This window comes from Bacillus sp. Nf3 (assembly GCF_003028545.1).
Taxonomy (GTDB): Bacteria; Bacillota; Bacilli; order Bacillales; family Bacillaceae; genus Bacillus; species Bacillus safensis.
The window spans coordinates 808,494-825,006 of sequence record NZ_PYUA01000002.1 but is presented as its reverse complement, the minus strand read 5'-3'; the positions used below and the strand labels follow the sequence as shown (position 1 = coordinate 825,006).

The window sequence follows — 16,513 nt, the reverse complement described above, 5'->3', positions numbered from 1 at the left end:
GTCAATGAATTCGCTGTCTTCGTCGAATTTTAGACAAACTTGCCGATTACTGGCGTTCTAACGGCTTGAAAGATCCATCCACTTCCTTTAGAATGGGAATTTATGTGGTTTTTATGATTTCTTATATGAAAGGAGTAATGGACTTGTCAATCTTACAGGAAACAACCAAAGATGTGAAGACGTTAGAGCAAGAATTACAGCAATTGCAGTTCCAAATGTATCGAATGCAAGAAAATATGAAAGATATTTCGAAAAAAGCAAAGATCATTGGCATTGATCAGGCGAAAGAAGATGAATGGATGATTGTCTCTGCCATTGAAAGTGCGGATACATGCAAAATCATGCTCAGCGATTGTGAAAAAGCTTTTCGCGGACAATCTGATTTTTCCTTAATCGCGGAATATCCTGAAGAAGGAAAGATTCATATTGCTGATATTAAAGGCCCTCCTGATAATGGATACGGCTCAATTTGCATGAAGCATTTAAAAGAAATCGCAAGAGAGCAGAACATCCCAGTCATCACAGGTGACCTCGTCAAAAGAGATTGGAATCACGTGGACCGCTTGATCCACTTTTATGAAAAGCACCAATTTGATGTCCAAATTAATTGGGAAGAACAAAGCGGGGAAATTTATTGGGTGGACAGCTAACGCCAAAAAACCAGCGTGTATGATAGAATATACGCTGGTTTTTGTCGAAAATGCAAATTTTTCTGAAAAATATGTGTTTTTTTGACCAAAAAAAGGGTACAATAAAAGCATCAGGCCGCCACCTGATGCTTTCTTCCAAAAAACAATAGATTACTAGTTAAGTACTTTCACTTTGACTGATTTTACGCCCCAATTTTTTGCTTGGGATTTGCTTGGTACATGTACATCAATTTTGTTACCTTTAATTGCGCCGCCAGTATCTGCTGCGGTAGCTTCACCGTAGCCTTCAACATAAACCTTACTTCCTAATGGAATGACATTAGGATCTACTGCAATGACTTTCGCATTTGGGTTTTTGTTTAAGTTTACCCCTGTTGCAGTGATACCTGAGATGCCACCATCATTTGCTGTATAAGCCGTAGCCGTTACAGTCAATTCTTTTTGTACACTTTGACTAGCAGAAGATGATTCTGCTTTAGCTGTTTCCTTTTTAGGAGCAGCTTTTTGTGTTGTTTGCTCTTTTTGGACAGGCTCCTGTTTTTGTACAGGCTCTGAGCTTACCGGAGCTGAGCTTTGACCAGCAACACTTAGTGTTGAACCAGTCACAATTATATCTGAGTTTAAGTTATTCCAAGACTTAATATCGCTAATTGACACATTGAATTTTTGAGCGATTTTCCAGAGGCTGTCCCCCTTCTGGACTTTATACTGCTCCTGAGTTTTCTCTTTTGAAGAGATTGTCAATTTATCACCTACATAAATCATGTCTGTAGATAAATTGTTCCAACCCTTTAGGTCCTTTAGAGACACATCATTTTTTTGAGAGATTCCCCAAAGTGTATCACCTTTCTTCACAGTGATTTCCTTTGCAGAAGCTTGCTGTGCTCCAAATGCTGTTGTTGAGATTGCTGCAACAGCAACCAAGGACATAATAGTCTTCTTCATAAAGTAAATCCTCCCTTGTTAGCTTTTTATGGCGGCTAACGAGTGCTATCGTAACATATGTAAATGTCAATTCAATAACAAAACGATATGTTTTAGATTACAGTTCCTTTACATGAAACATCTCTCTCCATTGGTAAATCAGACCACAAAACAGTTCAATTACCCGCCATATCAAGGTTTTGAAAGGATCAGAAACCTCCTGTTGAAAACGTGTCCAAACGCAGCGAAAAAAATTTATTTTTCTTCTTCAAACTCTTTATTTTTCTCTTTTTCTATAAATAAACGGATTTCTTCTAGAAAAACATCCCCGTATTTCTCTCTTTTTTGAGCGCCTATTCCCTTAATATGGAGTAGTTCTTCTTCTGTTTTAGGCTGAACAGCTGACATTTCCTTCAAGGTTTGATCAGAAAATACAACAAATGGCGGAACACCCTGCTCTCTTGCCAGCTTCATTCTCACCGCTCTCAGCTGCTCAAATAATGCATCGTTTTCTTGAATCGCCTCTCTTTTAACTGCCTGCTTTTTATACACCGCCTCTTGTCCGACTAACACTTTCTTCCCTTTATGTGTCACTTTTAATGTTGGATAAGCCCCTTCAGACATGTGCAAATACTCTTCTGTAATTAGGAATTCGATGAAATCACTGATTTGCTGGGCTGATTGCTGCTTCATTAAAGCGTATGTAGGAAGACGGTCGAAACCAAGATCAAGCACTTTTTTATTTTTAGAGCCTGCCAGTACTTGAGCAATCATCATTTTTCCAAATCGCTCGTTCATTCTAACCGTACACGATAAAACCATTTGCGCTTCTCGAGTGACCTCTTCACGCTCTCTTTCATCAAGGCAGTTGCTGCATTTTTGGCAAGGAGTACTTGCTGATTGATCAAAGTAGTCCATCACAAATTGCTGCAAACATTGCTCAGTATGACAGTAATCCACCATTTGTCTTAGTTTAAGCAGTTCATGCTGATAGCGCACTTCATCTTCTGTTGACTGTTCAATGAGGAAGCGCTGCATTCGTACGCCCTGCGGCGAAAACAGTAAAATACATTCACTTTCAAGACCGTCTCTGCCTGCGCGCCCAGCTTCTTGATAGTAGCTTTCAATATCCCTTGGAATTTGATGATGAATGACAAAACGGACATTTGACTTATTAATTCCCATGCCAAATGCAGATGTAGCGACCATGACCTGGATGTCATCATTTAAAAACAGGTTTTGCTGCTCTTCTCTCACATCGTCATCTAACCCGCCATGATAAATGCCAGCTTTGATCTTTTGTTTCTTTAGCCGGTTGTAAATGTTTTCAGCTTCTTTTCTTGTAGCTGTATAGATAATGCCGGACTCAAGCTTGTTTTTCTTCATATAATGTGTGATAAAGCGGTCACTATTTTCTCCTTTGACCACCTGAAAAGATAAATTCTCTCTAGCAAACCCAGTAAAAATGGTTTCTTCTTCGTTCATGCCAAGCTGTTCACATATATCTCGGTGGACCTTTTTCGTGGCTGTAGCCGTTAATGCGACAATCACTGGCCTTTTTGTCAATTTATCTAAGCAATCTTGAATAAAGCGATAGCTTGGCCTAAAATCATGCCCCCACTCAGATATACAGTGCGCTTCATCAATTGCGATTAAAGGGATTGTTAACCGATCAAGCAGCTGAAAAAAACGTTCATTTTGTAAACGTTCAGGTGTGATATAAAGCAGCTGATATTCCCCATCTTCACATTTTTTCAGCCTTTCATTCATTTGAGCTGCAGAAAGTGTGCTGTTTAAAAAGGACGATCGTATGCCCATCTCATTTAGCGCATCAACTTGATCTTTCATTAAAGAAATTAGCGGGGATACAACGATCGTTGTTCCTTCCATCATCAGGGCAGGAATCTGGTAGCAAACCGATTTCCCTCCGCCTGTCGGCATAATACAAACGGTATCCTTCTGTTTGTTTACAATCGATTCAATGGCTTGTTTCTGTCCCTGCCTAAAGGTGTCAAAGCCAAAGTATTGTTTCAGGAGTGCTTCTGCTTGTTCTAACATCCAATTCCCTCTCCGTCTTTTGTTTTGTCTATTTTAACATACATTCCTTCTTCATCCGGCGGTCTGTGCAATTTCGTTTTTTCACAAAATAAAAAGCCATTTTCCGAAATGGAAAATGGCTTGAATCATCCTAGGAAAAGCTGCGGATGCCGTAATCTAAGTAAGAAAGTTTTAAACCACCACTCCTCAAAGTGGGTGTTTGCAGAAACGTTCCTGTCTTCCTCTCTAAGGAGGCATGACATTCCGGCTTCAATATAAAACTCCCTATTACAGCTTAAAGGTTAAAACTTAATTAACATTACGCGCATCGCAGCCTTTAAACTATACTACACGAAAGTTAATTAAATTTCAAGAGATCTTTTTTCTTTGAAATACTCATGTATACAAGATTTTTGTCCACGAGTACATATGGAAACATTATTCTGAAAAAATTTAACCTTCTCATATATTGCTACTTTTCTTCCTCCACATCAACATCCTGCTCTTCCTCGAGTCTTTCATACGTATCTGAATGCATTTGATCCATTGTTTCTCTATTCGTTAAATCACGCATTTGATCGGAGAATGAACGGTCAAACTCGTTTGGATCTTGAGTCGTTTCCTCATTTTTCTTTGCACCAATTGAAAAGCGTGTATATGGAACTGCTTTTAAACGCTCATATGGGATCTCTTTTCCTGTTTTCTCACAAATCCCATATGTTCCGTCTTCCATTCGTTTCAGTGCTGCATCGATTTCACCTTCAAGTTGATCATCGACTTGATCCAGCGTTTGTTCTGTCATGCGGTCTAAATAGATGCTCCCATGATCAGCGATATGATTCCCAACACCATTTGATATCTCACTCGATTCAACAAGCATCGATTCTTCTTTCTTTTTTGATCCCTTCACATCTTCTTTTAATTGAATCAATCTTTCGTATAAATCAGCTTGTTGTTCTTTCGTTAAGCCCACGGTCAATCACTCCTTTCTCATTACCTTCCCGCTGGAAGGGAAAAGAAAACATCAAAAAAGCCGCCACCTATTTGGCAGCAGCTTTCTTCTCTTACAGATGGCGAAGTGCTTCTTCGACTGGTTTATCGCCTTTAATCAAGTCAAAGGACTTATTTTTCACATTCGATTCTGTTAAGCTCTCCACAAGAACAATGGCTACGTCCTCTCTTGAAATCTCGATGTTCTGATCATCTGGAATATGCTCGGCAGCTTCAATCTTTCCTGTCTTCTCCTCATGCAGCAGGGCGCCCGGGCGAACAATCGTATAGGAAAGACCAGACTGTTTTAAGTGTTCATCAGCTTTTCTTTTCGCTTCATAATAAGTTTCCATACTTCCTTGCCCTTTTCCCTGGTTCGGGTCATCAGCATTATAGGAACTGAGCATAACAAAATGCTGGATGTTTTCTTTTTTCGCTGTATCAACGAGGCGTTTTGCCCCTTCTTGATCGACCGCAATGGTCTTATCCGCACCTGTTTTTGAGCCTGAACCAGCTGCAAAGATGACAGCGTCTGCTTGTTTCACAGCATCCGTCACATCTTTTTCAAGATCACCGATGACAGGTGTTGCACCAAGTTCTTTTAGCGCATCAGCTTGTTTTTCATCTCGAATGAGAGCAAGCGGCTCATGTCCTTTTTCTTTTAAATAACGAACGACAAGTCTACCTGTATGTCCATTTGCTCCTGCAACTAACACTTTCATTGTTCATTCTCCTTTCTGTATCTGTTTCATCTTTAACCTTTTTTGCTATCATTCAAACACTTAAGCAGAAAAAAGCCCCTCCCATCAGATGGGAAAGGCTCAGAAATGTGCGATCTATGAAAATAAGAACGAAGAATGAGAAAAGTGCATATGATCTATGTAATCGCAAGATTGATCAGCAAAGATGTTTTGTCAAAATGGCTTGCACATCACTCAAATCCGTCTCTTTGGAAAAGTCGAGTTCAAATACTTTTGAGCTTGTGACAAGCAGCATACCTGTGTCCTGATCAAACACGCCAGCTTCTTGAATGGCAAAACTTTCAATTGATCGATACGGCAAGGAGACCCTGACTTTCTTCTTAGAAAATACGCGGTTATCGCCAAAGATCAGTCGTTTATTTGTAAAGCAAATTTGGTCGTGACGCAGTCTGTAAACAGCCTCAATTCTTTCCCCTTCAATCAATAAGGATTCGAATTTCTTATCATTTTGTTTACTGACAGAAAAAATACCCACGTAAACCCCCTCTTCCTGCATCAAATTCCTTTATGACAAAACGGCCACACGGCTCTGTGGGTACGTTTTATTCTCACTTATAGAATACGCTATAAATGATCGTTATTCCATTACGAATAGATTAAATTTCATTTAACTTTTTCTTTTTGATCCGATGCTCTTTCCTCTATTTATTTAGACTGTTAAAGCAGGAAAAAAGTTTCAGTTCTTTTCGAGAAAAAATGCTGAATCATTCCAATAAAAAAACAGTGATTATGCTAAATCACTGTTTTTAAATGACTATTCATCTTTTGGTGTATCAATCGTTCCCTCGGCATACACATCGGAAATCTGTTCAAGTGTAATCGCCATATCAGCATCTTCGTGTTCATGCCATGCATTTTGATTTTTCTGCTCGTCATTTTGCTGCTTTTTCATCATCATCACCCTTTACTGTTTTTCTTAGTATGAGTGATGACCCTCAAAATCATTCAGCCGAAATATCTTCGAAATACTCTTTGTAATACCCGCCTACTTTACCCGTATTGTCAACGACAAATAGGAATTCCTCTGTTTCATTTTTCACTTCATATGTGCTTCCAACCGTTAATGCCCGGTCGACCATATATTTTTTCGCATTTGTATGTACACATTTTACTTGTTTTAACGTTTGAGCCGTTTGCCAGTTTTGATGGATCATGATTTAAAAACTCCTTTTTTCATCTATACATTTATTGTAGCCAAATTTTCATGAAATGCAATGAGTGTTATGGATTGCTTTCAAACATGTCGTGTAATATGATAATTGTATACGTTTACATCTTTGTGCGTATACAGTTTCGTTGCATGTCCGCTTTTCTCACCTAGAACTCGCAGAAAACAATCCATATCTTTAAGGAGGTTTGTTTATTTATGAGCTCTACAACACTTCAAATTAGTTCAAAACTCGAATCTTTTCTCCAAGGGACGAAAAAACTCTACATTAACGGTCAGTTTGTCACAAGTCACGATAATAAAACCTTTGCTACTCCTAACCCAGCCACAGGCGAAACCCTTATTGATGTATATGAAGCAGGTGAAAAAGATATTGATGAGGCAGTAAAAGCTGCAAAAAAAGCCTTTCATGGTCCTTGGCGCTCAATGTCTGCCGCTGAACGCGCCCGCTTCATGTTCAAGCTTGCTGATTTAATGGAAGAAAATCAAGAAGAGCTTGCACAGCTTGAAACTTTAGATAATGGAAAACCAATCAATGAAACAACAAATGCAGATATCCCCCTCGCTATTGAGCACATGCGCTATTATGCAGGCTGGACGACAAAAATGAATGGACAAACCATTCCTGTCAGTCAAGGATATTTTAATTATACCCGCCATGAGCCGGTTGGCGTTGTAGGACAAATCATCCCATGGAACTTCCCATTGCTCATGGCCATGTGGAAAATGGGTGCCGCACTTGCAACAGGATGCACCATCGTTTTAAAGCCAGCCGAACAAACTCCACTCTCTGCTCTTTATTTAGCAGAATTAGTGGACAAAGCCGGCTTCCCAGAAGGCGTCATTAACATCGTTCCTGGATTTGGCGAAACAGCCGGAAATGCCTTAACTGAACATCCTGATGTGAACAAGCTTGCCTTCACAGGGTCAACAAGCGTTGGAAAATTAATTATGGAGAAAGCGGCTAAAACCATTAAGAGGGTCACATTAGAGCTTGGCGGAAAATCACCGAATATTATTTTACCTGATGCTGATTTAAAGAAAGCCATTCCAGGTGCTTTAAATGGCGTCATGTTTAACCAAGGTCAAGTATGCTGCGCGGGTTCCAGAGTCTTTGTTCACCGGAGCCAATATGATGAAGTGGTCGATCAAATGGCCAAATATGCAGGATCACTCAAGCAAGGCGCTGGTCTTCATCAAGATACACAAATTGGACCTCTTGTAAGTAAAGAACAGCACGAACGCGTATTAGGCTATATTGAAAAAGGTAAATCCGAAGGGGCAACAGCCGTTGTCGGTGGCGATTGCCCTTATGAGGCTGGCTATTTCGTCTCCCCTACGATTTTTAAAGATGTAGAAGATGAAATGACCATTGCAAAAGAAGAAATCTTCGGACCTGTTTTATCTGCAATTCCTTACGATTCCATTGATGAAGTGGTCGAACGGGCCAACCAGTCTGAATATGGATTAGCAGCAGGACTTTGGACAGAAAACTTAAAGCATGCCCACGATATTGCTGCACGTCTTGAAGCAGGAACGATTTGGGTCAACTGCTATAATGTCTTTGATGCCGCCTCTCCGTTTGGAGGATATAAGCAATCAGGTCTTGGCAGAGAAATGGGGTCATATGCCCTTAACAACTATACAGAAGTCAAAAGTGTATGGATTAATCTCCAAGACTAATGACGTCAAGAAAGCCTTTGACCCTGTCATCGGCTCAGATCGTTGACAAAGTGCTAAAATGTTTTTTATTTTAGCACTTTGTCTTCTTTTCAGCGTGATAGAAAACCTTTGCAGTCTAGGAAGGACGAGCACTGGCGCGGAGCGAATTGTGACATTCGTGAGCACCAGCGCGCAGACCTGACACCGAATGCGAGGGTTTGTCTACACGCTGAGCCGGTGACCCTGTCATCGGCTTTTTTTGTGTTTGCATGTGACAGGCCGGCTCCTGAATATAGTATGAAAGGAAAGGAGCATGGCCGCATATGCAAGATTTTCAATTGAAAGTAAACGAATTTATCGAAGAATTGCACATACAAATGCAGCGAAGACAACGAGAAGATGGCGCCTTTGTTTTCTGCTTTGAAGGTCCTATGATGACAAATGCTTTTTTGATTATGCTGTTAAAGGCTGTCGGTGATTCGGATCAGGCTTTGGTTCATCAATTAGCAGAAGCGATACGCGAAAAACAAAATGAGGATGGGTCTTTTTCTTTGTATCATGATCAAACGGGACATGTAACTGCCACTGTGCAGGGCTATTGCGGAATGCTCGTATCAGGCAGGTTTCAGCAAGATGAGCCTCATATGGAAAAAGCAGCGCAATTTATACGTTCAAAAGGCGGATTAAAGAACGTTCACTTTATGACAAAGTGGATGCTCGCCGTCAACGGCATGCACCCTTGGCCGTATTTCTATGCACCACTTTCCTTTTTACTCATCCCTACATACTTTCCACTGCACTTTTATCATCTTAGTGCATATGCAAGAATTCACTTTGTGCCAATGATGATTGCACTCAACAAACGATATACCTCTCATGAGAAATTTCCAAGCTTGGCACACCTTGATGCAAACATGTCTAAGAATCCATTTGACTGGTTTATGGCAAGAGAAGAACGTTCCGCTCAACACTTTCTGACTTACATGCGATCGTATACAGCACTCGACAGTCGGCTGGACTTTTTCGGATATGAAGCAGCAAAACGATATATGTTTGATCGCCTTGAAAAAGATGGCACGCTGTACAGCTATTTAAGTGCCAGTATTTTTATGGTCTATGCACTTATGAGTCTTGGGTACTCCCCGGGACATCATCTCATTTTAAAAGCAGTCAAAGGCATGAAAAAGCTAGTCACTGTCTGTCAGGGCAGAATGTATGCAGAAAATTCCACATCCACAGTTTGGGATACAGCGCTTGTCAGTTATGCTTCTCAAAAAGCTGGCAAAAAACAAGAAGACCCAGTCATCACTAAATCTTTCTCATACTTGCTGAACCGGCAGCAAATGAAGAAAGCAGATTGGGCGATTCATAACCGGCATACTGCGCCGGGAGGCTTTGGTTTTTCAGATATCAACACAAATAACCCTGATTGTGATGATACGCAAATTGTCTTAAAAGCCATTCCGCGAACATACGCACCAGTTCAATGGAAACGAGGATTTCATTGGCTTCTTTCCATGCAAAACCGTGACGGCGGATTCTCTGCTTTTGAAAAAAATCAAGATCACTTCCTGCTTCGACATCTGCCGCTTGAATCTGCGGAGGATGCAGCGATCGATCCATCGACTCCCGATATTACAGGCCGGGTGCTTCATCTCATTGGTCTTGAAGAGAAAAACATGTCACCACCCGTTCACAGGCAAAAAGATCAATGTGTCAAGTGGCTCCTAGATCATCAAGAGAAAAATGGATCATGGTTTGGCAGATGGGGTGTTTGCTATATTTATGGGACGTGGGCAGCATTAACAGGACTAAAAGCGGCCGGCATCCCCTCTACCCATCCTGCTGTTCAAAAAGCGTGTCGATTTTTAAAGCAGATTCAACGAGAAGATGGCAGCTTCGGAGAATCGTGTAAAAGTGCAGAGGTAAAAACGTATGTCCCCCTCCCGTTTGGCACAGTGGTGCAGACGGCTTGGGCAGCAGAGGCACTTTTACAATATGAGAAGCCAGATGACAAAGCGATTTTAAAAGCCATCTCATTTTTGACCCATCATCAGCACACGAGTGAAGCCTTGCACTATCCAGTAGGCATTGGCCTGCCAAAGCAATTTTACATCACCTATCATAGCTACCCATTTGTCTTTCCCATGATGGCTTGTTCTACATTTTTAGATGAAATGAGGCGTAAGAATGAATAAGGAACAGTATCGAATGCAGCTCAAAGAGTGGCTTAGCACCATTCAATCCGCGATTCATGATGACAACATCCGTCAGAAAGTAGACCATTTATGGTTTTCAATGGATGATGAACATTCCAGTGAACAAGAGTGGTACGAACTGGCAGAACGTATTTCTGAGGACATGAAACCACAAGAAGACCTGCGAGAGGTAGCAGCGGGAAATCATAAGCTACCTCCTCTCCCTTACCGGTATGATGCACTAGAACCGTTTATTTCAAAAGAGATTATGTATTTGCATCACCAGAAGCATCATCAATCATATGTTGATGGTTTGAACCAAGCTGAGCTTGCATTAAAAAATGCAAGAAGAACCAATGATTTTAAAATGATCAAGCATTGGGAAAGAGAGCTTGCCTTCAATGGTGCGGGGCACTATTTACATTGTATTTTTTGGTTTTCCATGAGTCCTTCAGGAAAACGAAAGCCCACTGGACAAATGCTTCGTCTCATTGAACAATCATTTGACAGTTATGACGCATTTAAATCTCAATTTTCAGCAGCGGCCAAACAAGTAGAGGGTGTCGGCTGGGCCATTCTCGTATGGGCGCCCAGATCCCAGCGATTAGAGATTTTACAAGCAGAACGCCATCAATTTTTGTCACAATGGGACGTTATTCCTCTTTTAGCCCTTGATGTATGGGAACACGCCTACTATCTTCAATATCTGAATGAAAAACCGAAATATGTAGATCGTTGGTGGAATGTAGTTGACTGGCGTGAGCCAGAAGCAAGGCTTAAGCAAGCACAGCAAGTGAAGTGGACCCCTTTTTAAGACGATGCTCCATATAGGCTCATGCTTATATGGGGTATTTTTAGTTTACATAATCAAATTATCAACACCTTTATAAAGAACAGGTTGTTTTTTCAGAAAATTCGTTTAAAATAGGAAAGATATGTGAGGAAAGTGAGATGAAACAATGAATGAACATTCTTTTAACCATTAGTCAATTTGCAGGAAGAACCTTCGCAATCTGGGTCATTATCTTTGCATGTCTTGGATTTGCTTTTCCTGACGTATTTTCTCAGATTGGACCGTATATCCCTTTTTTACTAGGAATCATTATGTTTGGGATGGGGCTTACGTTATCAGGTGAAGATTTTAAGGAACTTTTTCGTAAACCTCTCTATGTGCTAATCGGGGTTTTGGCGCAGTACACACTCATGCCGCTGATCGCCTTTCTATTAGCTTACGGATTACGGCTGCCATCTGAAATTGCAGTAGGCGTTATTCTTGTGGGCTGCTGCCCAGGCGGTACAGCATCCAATGTCATGACCTTTTTGGCAAAAGGCAATATGGCATTATCCGTAGCGGTCACAACTATATCGACCCTTCTTGCTCCCTTTTTAACGCCTCTCTTTATTTTTATCTTTGCAAGATCATGGTTACCTGTATCACCGGAGGCATTATTTTTGTCAATTGTCCAAGTTGTGCTTATTCCTATTATCTTAGGGGTTATTGTTAAGGTGTTTTTCAAAAAACAAGTAAACTATGCGGTTCAAGCATTGCCGCTTGTATCTGTTGCTGGAATTGTGGTGATCATTGCAGCGGTTGTCAGTGCAAATAAAGAGCAGATTCTTCAATCTGGATTGCTGATATTGGCCGTTGTCATTTTACATAATGGGCTCGGTCTTTTATTTGGATACCTAATCGCTAAATGGTGCAAAATGGATATCCCTTCTCAAAGAGCGATTTCAATTGAAGTAGGCATGCAAAACTCCGGGCTTGGTGCAGCCCTTGCAACAGCACATTTCTCGCCGCTCGCAGCCGTACCAAGTGCGATTTTTAGTGTGTGGCATAACTTATCTGGTTCCTGGCTTGCGACGTATTGGTCAAAACGAGGACAACCTGACAGTGAAAAGAAAAAAAGCTAGCACCTTAACAGGTGCTAGCTTTTTATAATAGAAGATTATCCTTCAAGCAATAGCTGCTCTGGATCTTCAAGCAGGTTTTTAATCGTAACGAGGAATCCAACTGCTTCTTTACCATCGACAATACGGTGGTCGTAAGAAAGAGCTAAATACATCATCGGACGGTTCTCAAAACGTTCTTCATCAATCGCCACCGGACGAAGCTGAATTTTATGCATTCCTAAAATTCCAACTTGCGGGCTGTTTAAAATCGGTGTTGAAAGCAGAGAACCAAATGTTCCGCCGTTTGTGATCGTGAATGATCCACCTTGTAACTCACTAAGAGCCAATTTGTTATCTCTTGCTTTTTTCGCAAGATGACCAATTTCTTTTTCAATCCCCGCAAATGACAATCTGTCTGCATCACGGACAACCGGTACAACAAGTCCTTCGTTTGCAGCAACAGCGATGCCGATGTCATAGAATTTCTTCAAGACAAGCTCATCACCTTGAATTTCTGCATTAAGCAGCGGATACTTCTTCAGTGCTGCTACAACTGCTTTTGTAAAGAAGGACATGAAGCCAAGCTTGACATCATTTTGTTCTAGGAAGGCATCTTTACGACGCTTTCTTAAATCCATCACAGCTGTCATATCGACTTCATTAAATGTCGTCAGCATCGCAGCCGTTTGTTGAACTTCAACTAAACGTTTTGCAATTGTTTGTCTGCGGCGTGACATTCTTTCACGTTCAACTGGCTTTCCTGGTTGTTCAGTTTGCACCGCCGCATTTGCTTTTGGCGCGGCTTTCGGTGCACTTGCAGGTGCTTCATTCTTTTGATAAGAAGCGACATCCTGCTTTCGTACCCTGCCCAGCGGATCTACGGTTGGAATCTCAGATAAGTCTAATCCCTTCTCTCTCGCTAGTTTTCTAGCTGCAGGAGAAGCGATGGTTCTGCCATTACCAGCTTTCGGCTCTTCTTTCACTGCTTCTTCTTTTTGAGCAGCTGCCGGTTCTTCTTTCGAAGCTGGTGCAGAAGCTTGCTCAGGTGCTGGAGCTGCGGACTCGCTTCCGCCAGCTTCACCTGCTGCAATCGTTCCGATGACCTCTCCAACTTGTACAGTGTCACCAGAATCTTTGAGCACTTCTTTTAATACACCAGATTCTTCAGCAGTCAGTTCGACATTGACTTTATCTGTTTCAAGTTCCAGCAGGTACTCCCCCTGCTCCACATAATCGCCCGGCTGCTTTAGCCATTGAGCAATCGTTCCTTCCGAGATTGATTCCGCTAATTCAGGTACTTTAATTTCCGCCATTTTTCATTTCCCCCTTAGTTTTTGCGAGTCAAGCTATCAGATACAATTCGTTCTTGTTCTTTTTTATGCACAGTTGGATCACCCTCAGCCGTACTTGAACGTCTTCTTCGGCCGATGTAACGTACTTTTACTTTTTCAGGCGCAATTTCACGTAAATATGGCTCAATGTATCCCCAAGCTCCCATATTTTGCGGTTCTTCTTGCACCCATACGATTTCTTCTAAGTTTGTCAGCTTTGTTAAAATTCCTTTAATATCTTTGGCTGGGAACGGATATAGCTGTTCCACTCTTGCAACGTGAAGCCAATCTTTCGGCTCTTCCATTTGAGTAAAACGATCACTAATATCAATGGATACCTTCCCGCTAGATAGCACGAGACGCGATACTTTTTCGTGATCATGTACAAGACCTGGCTGTTCAAGAACTGGACGGAACTGTCCATCCGTTAATTCTTGGACTTCAGACAATGTGTTCGGGTTACGAAGCAGACTCTTCGGTGTCATAATGACAAGCGGACGAATCTCTTCACGAAGCAGCATTTTCGCCTGTCTTCTAAGAATATGGAAATATTGCGCTGCACTTGTCAGATTCGCAACTGTCCAGTTATTCTCAGCAGCTGATTGCAGGAAGCGCTCTGTTCTTCCACTTGAATGCTCAGGACCTTGTCCTTCATATCCATGCGGCAGCAGCATCACTAAACCTGATTTTTGTCCCCATTTTGCACGGCCAGCTGAGATAAATTGATCGAAATACACTTGAGCCGCATTTGCGAAGTCTCCGAATTGAGCTTCCCAAATCACTAACGTTTCAGGAGAATAAACATTATAACCATATTCAAATCCGATGACTGAGCCTTCTGACAGTGGACTGTTATGAACAGTAAACGATGCATTTGCATCACTCAGTTCATGAAGAGCAATAAATTCATCACCCGTTTGACTGTCGTGAAGAACAAGGTTTCTTTGAGCGAAAGTACCACGCTCTGAATCCTGTCCGGTCATTCGAATTGGCGTACCGTCTTTTAATATAGATGCAAATGCGAGTGCTTCCCCAAGTGACCATTCTACTTTACGGTCATCTGTAAACACTTTTGCACGTTTTTCAAGGATCCGTTTCAGCTTACCAAATACTTGGAAATCATTCGGCCAGCTGATCAATTCTTCATTCAACTTTCGCAATACATCAAATTCTACTGATGTATCCACTGCTGGGAAGCCGTTTGATACAGGCTCTGGCAGTTCGATTTCTTGAATCGTATGCTCTTTCTTTGAAGGCACCTTTTTATAAGCTTCTTCTATTTTTGCCGTCACAGCCTGCTCGATTTCTTCACGCTGCTCTTTTGTCAAAAGACCTTCTGAGACAAGTTTATCCGCAAAGATATTCTTGACCGTTTTGTGCTTTCTGACCGCATCGTACAGCATTGGCTGAGTTGTAGAAGGCTCATCCATTTCGTTATGACCATATCTGCGGTAGCCAATCAAGTCAATAAGGAAATCCTTCTTGAAACGTTTGCGGTATTCTACAGCTAGCTGAACAGCCGCTAAACACGCTTCTGGATCATCTGCATTGACGTGAACAATCGGAATCTCAAACCCTTTTGCAAGGTCACTTGCATATTTCGTCGAACGAGATTCATTGCTTTCCGTTGTAAACCCGATCATATTGTTGGCAATAATATGGATGGTTCCGCCCACTTGATAGCCTACAAGTTGACTTAAATTTAATGTTTCTGCCACAATTCCTTCTCCAGGGAATGCTGCATCCCCATGAATTAAGATGGCTAACGCTTTTTCAACGTCTTGAACTGGATAACCTTTTTGAGTACGTGATTCCTGAGCGGCACGCGTGCTTCCTTCAATGATTGGATCAATGAACTCCAAGTGACTTGGGTTATTAGCAAGCGTGACTCTCGCACTCTTTGTATCTTCGTCTTTGATTTGACGGTCAGCTCCAAGATGGTACTTAACATCCCCCGTCCATCCATAGCTGATGCCGATAGAGCCTTCTGATGGAACAAGCTCTTTATTTGGCGCATGCTGGAATTCTGAGAAAATGATCTCATATGGCTTCCCTAACACATGTGCTAATACATTTAAACGGCCTCTGTGTGCCATTCCAATGTTAATATTTGAAGTCCCTTGTGTAACGGACTCTGAAATAATTTCATCAAGTACTGGGACAAGTGCGTCTAAACCTTCTATAGAAAAGCGCTTTTGCCCAACAAATGTTTTATGAAGAAACTGCTCGAACTGCTCAACTTCTGTTAATCTCTTGAATACAGAAACTAGTTTATCTGATGGTTTTTTCTTAAATAGTTCACCAGACTCGATTGATTTTGAGAGCCAATTTCGCTCTTCGAAGTCATGCACGTGATCAAATTCAAATGAAATGGTACGCTTATACGTATTTCTCAAATGGTTAATGGCTTCTATGCCGTTTGAAATGTGTTTTGGTGCATCCGGACTAATAATAGATATCGGTATATTCTTGACATCTTCTTCTGTTAAACCGTACTCCTTTAAAGGAAACAGTTCTTGTAATTCCTTTTCTTTGCGAAGAGGATTGACGGAAGCATTTAAATGGCCATACGTTCTGATGTCTTCTGCCAGTTTAACGACTGATGCTATCTTTTGGATTTGTTCAGAAGTAACTACGCTATTTTCTTTTTTCCCAATTTCCTCCTTCATTTCACTCGGTGGTGCACCAAGTTCATCAAATATGCCTCTTAGATCTTCATCAACACTAGTAGGATCCTGGACATACTGATCGTAGAGCTCGAGCACATAGCCGAGGTTCGGACCATGAAATTCTTCCCAACTCAACGGTTGTTTCACATCATTTTGAAACATTTTGAACACTACCCCCAACTTTGATCATCAAGTGATTGAACACTATCTCGATATAACTTCCAGAACAC

At 41.4% G+C, this 16,513-nt stretch carries 14 protein-coding genes and 1 other RNA gene; 5 read left to right on the top strand and 10 right to left on the bottom strand.

Annotated features, from left to right (window positions below; genetic code table 11):
• The first annotated feature begins 137 nt into the window (after positions 1 to 137).
• Entirely contained in the window at positions 138 to 650 is a 513-nt protein-coding gene (locus tag C9414_RS09205) for a GNAT family protein (RefSeq protein ID WP_039183160.1), read from the top strand.
• 153 nt (positions 651 to 803) lie between these two features.
• On the opposite strand, the gene C9414_RS09200 is transcribed toward C9414_RS09205, so the two are convergent.
• The 8 genes from C9414_RS09200 to C9414_RS09160 form a co-directional block, all read right to left on the bottom strand.
• Positions 804 to 1,595 carry a LysM peptidoglycan-binding and 3D domain-containing protein gene (locus C9414_RS09200; RefSeq protein WP_039179273.1) on the bottom strand — a complete coding sequence of 264 codons (792 nt, stop codon included), beginning with the start codon at positions 1,593 to 1,595 and terminating at the stop codon, positions 804 to 806.
• A 234-nt stretch (positions 1,596 to 1,829) separates the two neighbouring features.
• A complete protein-coding gene (gene recQ / locus C9414_RS09190; protein ID WP_107163466.1) occupies positions 1,830 to 3,632 on the bottom strand; it encodes a DNA helicase RecQ in 1,803 nt (600 codons plus the stop codon).
• A gap of 133 nt (positions 3,633 to 3,765) precedes the next feature.
• Positions 3,766 to 3,951: non-coding RNA, 6S RNA (ssrS, locus tag C9414_RS09185), on the bottom strand.
• Positions 3,952 to 4,083: 132 nt separating this feature from the next.
• Positions 4,084 to 4,584 (bottom strand): TraR/DksA family transcriptional regulator, encoded by a 501-nt coding sequence (locus C9414_RS09180; RefSeq protein WP_047203851.1) that lies wholly within the window; start codon positions 4,582 to 4,584, stop codon positions 4,084 to 4,086.
• A gap of 91 nt (positions 4,585 to 4,675) precedes the next feature.
• On the bottom strand, positions 4,676 to 5,323 hold the full coding sequence (locus C9414_RS09175; protein WP_047203852.1) for an SDR family oxidoreductase: 648 nt from the start codon (positions 5,321 to 5,323) through the stop codon (positions 4,676 to 4,678).
• A 175-nt stretch (positions 5,324 to 5,498) separates the two neighbouring features.
• Complete coding sequence (locus tag C9414_RS09170; protein ID WP_024422682.1) at positions 5,499 to 5,837, bottom strand: PH domain-containing protein; 339 nt, start codon at positions 5,835 to 5,837, stop codon at positions 5,499 to 5,501.
• A 279-nt stretch (positions 5,838 to 6,116) separates the two neighbouring features.
• Positions 6,117 to 6,254, bottom strand: a complete 138-nt coding sequence (locus C9414_RS09165) for a DUF4025 domain-containing protein (RefSeq protein WP_075611524.1) — start codon at positions 6,252 to 6,254, stop codon at positions 6,117 to 6,119.
• A gap of 49 nt (positions 6,255 to 6,303) precedes the next feature.
• Entirely contained in the window at positions 6,304 to 6,516 is a 213-nt protein-coding gene (locus C9414_RS09160) for a DUF6501 family protein (protein ID WP_024422683.1), read from the bottom strand.
• Positions 6,517 to 6,728: 212 nt separating this feature from the next.
• Between C9414_RS09160 and C9414_RS09155 the strand changes: the two genes are divergently transcribed.
• The 4 genes from C9414_RS09155 to C9414_RS09140 all read left to right on the top strand — a co-directional run bounded on the left by C9414_RS09155 (position 6,729) and on the right by C9414_RS09140 (position 12,304).
• Positions 6,729 to 8,213: an aldehyde dehydrogenase family protein gene (locus tag C9414_RS09155; RefSeq protein ID WP_099663404.1), complete on the top strand. Its 1,485-nt coding sequence runs from the start codon at positions 6,729 to 6,731 to the stop codon at positions 8,211 to 8,213.
• A 302-nt stretch (positions 8,214 to 8,515) separates the two neighbouring features.
• Complete coding sequence (locus tag C9414_RS09150) at positions 8,516 to 10,390, top strand: terpene cyclase/mutase family protein (RefSeq protein WP_107163465.1); 1,875 nt, start codon at positions 8,516 to 8,518, stop codon at positions 10,388 to 10,390.
• Entirely contained in the window at positions 10,383 to 11,204 is an 822-nt protein-coding gene (locus tag C9414_RS09145; protein WP_107163464.1) for a superoxide dismutase, read from the top strand. Before C9414_RS09150 ends, C9414_RS09145 begins: the two co-directional genes overlap by 8 nt.
• 149 nt (positions 11,205 to 11,353) lie before the next feature.
• Positions 11,354 to 12,304 carry a bile acid:sodium symporter family protein gene (locus C9414_RS09140; protein WP_039179291.1) on the top strand — a complete coding sequence of 317 codons (951 nt, stop codon included), beginning with the start codon at positions 11,354 to 11,356 and terminating at the stop codon, positions 12,302 to 12,304.
• A 35-nt stretch (positions 12,305 to 12,339) separates the two neighbouring features.
• On the opposite strand, the gene odhB is transcribed toward C9414_RS09140, so the two are convergent.
• Together odhB and sucA are read right to left on the bottom strand one after the other, a co-directional pair.
• A complete protein-coding gene (gene odhB / locus C9414_RS09135; protein WP_039179294.1) occupies positions 12,340 to 13,596 on the bottom strand; it encodes a 2-oxoglutarate dehydrogenase complex dihydrolipoyllysine-residue succinyltransferase in 1,257 nt (418 codons plus the stop codon).
• A 14-nt stretch (positions 13,597 to 13,610) separates the two neighbouring features.
• On the bottom strand, positions 13,611 to 16,445 hold the full coding sequence (gene sucA, locus C9414_RS09130; protein ID WP_039179296.1) for a 2-oxoglutarate dehydrogenase E1 component: 2,835 nt from the start codon (positions 16,443 to 16,445) through the stop codon (positions 13,611 to 13,613).
• Positions 16,446 to 16,513: the final 68 nt, after the last annotated feature.

Bases quoted from the DNA above. Each gene is read 5' to 3' on its own strand.
- C9414_RS09205 (WP_039183160.1), top strand. From the start codon at position 138: ATGGACTTGTCAATCTTACAGGAAACAACCAAAGATGTGAAGACGTTA.
- C9414_RS09200 (WP_039179273.1), bottom strand. From the start codon at position 1,595: ATGAAGAAGACTATTATGTCCTTGGTTGCTGTTGCAGCAATCTCAACA.
- recQ (WP_107163466.1), bottom strand. From the start codon at position 3,632: ATGTTAGAACAAGCAGAAGCACTCCTGAAACAATACTTTGGCTTTGAC.
- C9414_RS09175 (WP_047203852.1), bottom strand. From the start codon at position 5,323: ATGAAAGTGTTAGTTGCAGGAGCAAATGGACATACAGGTAGACTTGTC.
- C9414_RS09165 (WP_075611524.1), bottom strand. From the start codon at position 6,254: ATGAAAAAGCAGCAAAATGACGAGCAGAAAAATCAAAATGCATGGCAT.
- C9414_RS09160 (WP_024422683.1), bottom strand. From the start codon at position 6,516: ATGATCCATCAAAACTGGCAAACGGCTCAAACGTTAAAACAAGTAAAA.
- C9414_RS09155 (WP_099663404.1), top strand. From the start codon at position 6,729: ATGAGCTCTACAACACTTCAAATTAGTTCAAAACTCGAATCTTTTCTC.
- C9414_RS09150 (WP_107163465.1), top strand. From the start codon at position 8,516: ATGCAAGATTTTCAATTGAAAGTAAACGAATTTATCGAAGAATTGCAC.
- C9414_RS09145 (WP_107163464.1), top strand. From the start codon at position 10,383: ATGAATAAGGAACAGTATCGAATGCAGCTCAAAGAGTGGCTTAGCACC.
- C9414_RS09140 (WP_039179291.1), top strand. From the start codon at position 11,354: ATGAACATTCTTTTAACCATTAGTCAATTTGCAGGAAGAACCTTCGCA.
- odhB (WP_039179294.1), bottom strand. From the start codon at position 13,596: ATGGCGGAAATTAAAGTACCTGAATTAGCGGAATCAATCTCGGAAGGA.
- sucA (WP_039179296.1), bottom strand. From the start codon at position 16,445: ATGTTTCAAAATGATGTGAAACAACCGTTGAGTTGGGAAGAATTTCAT.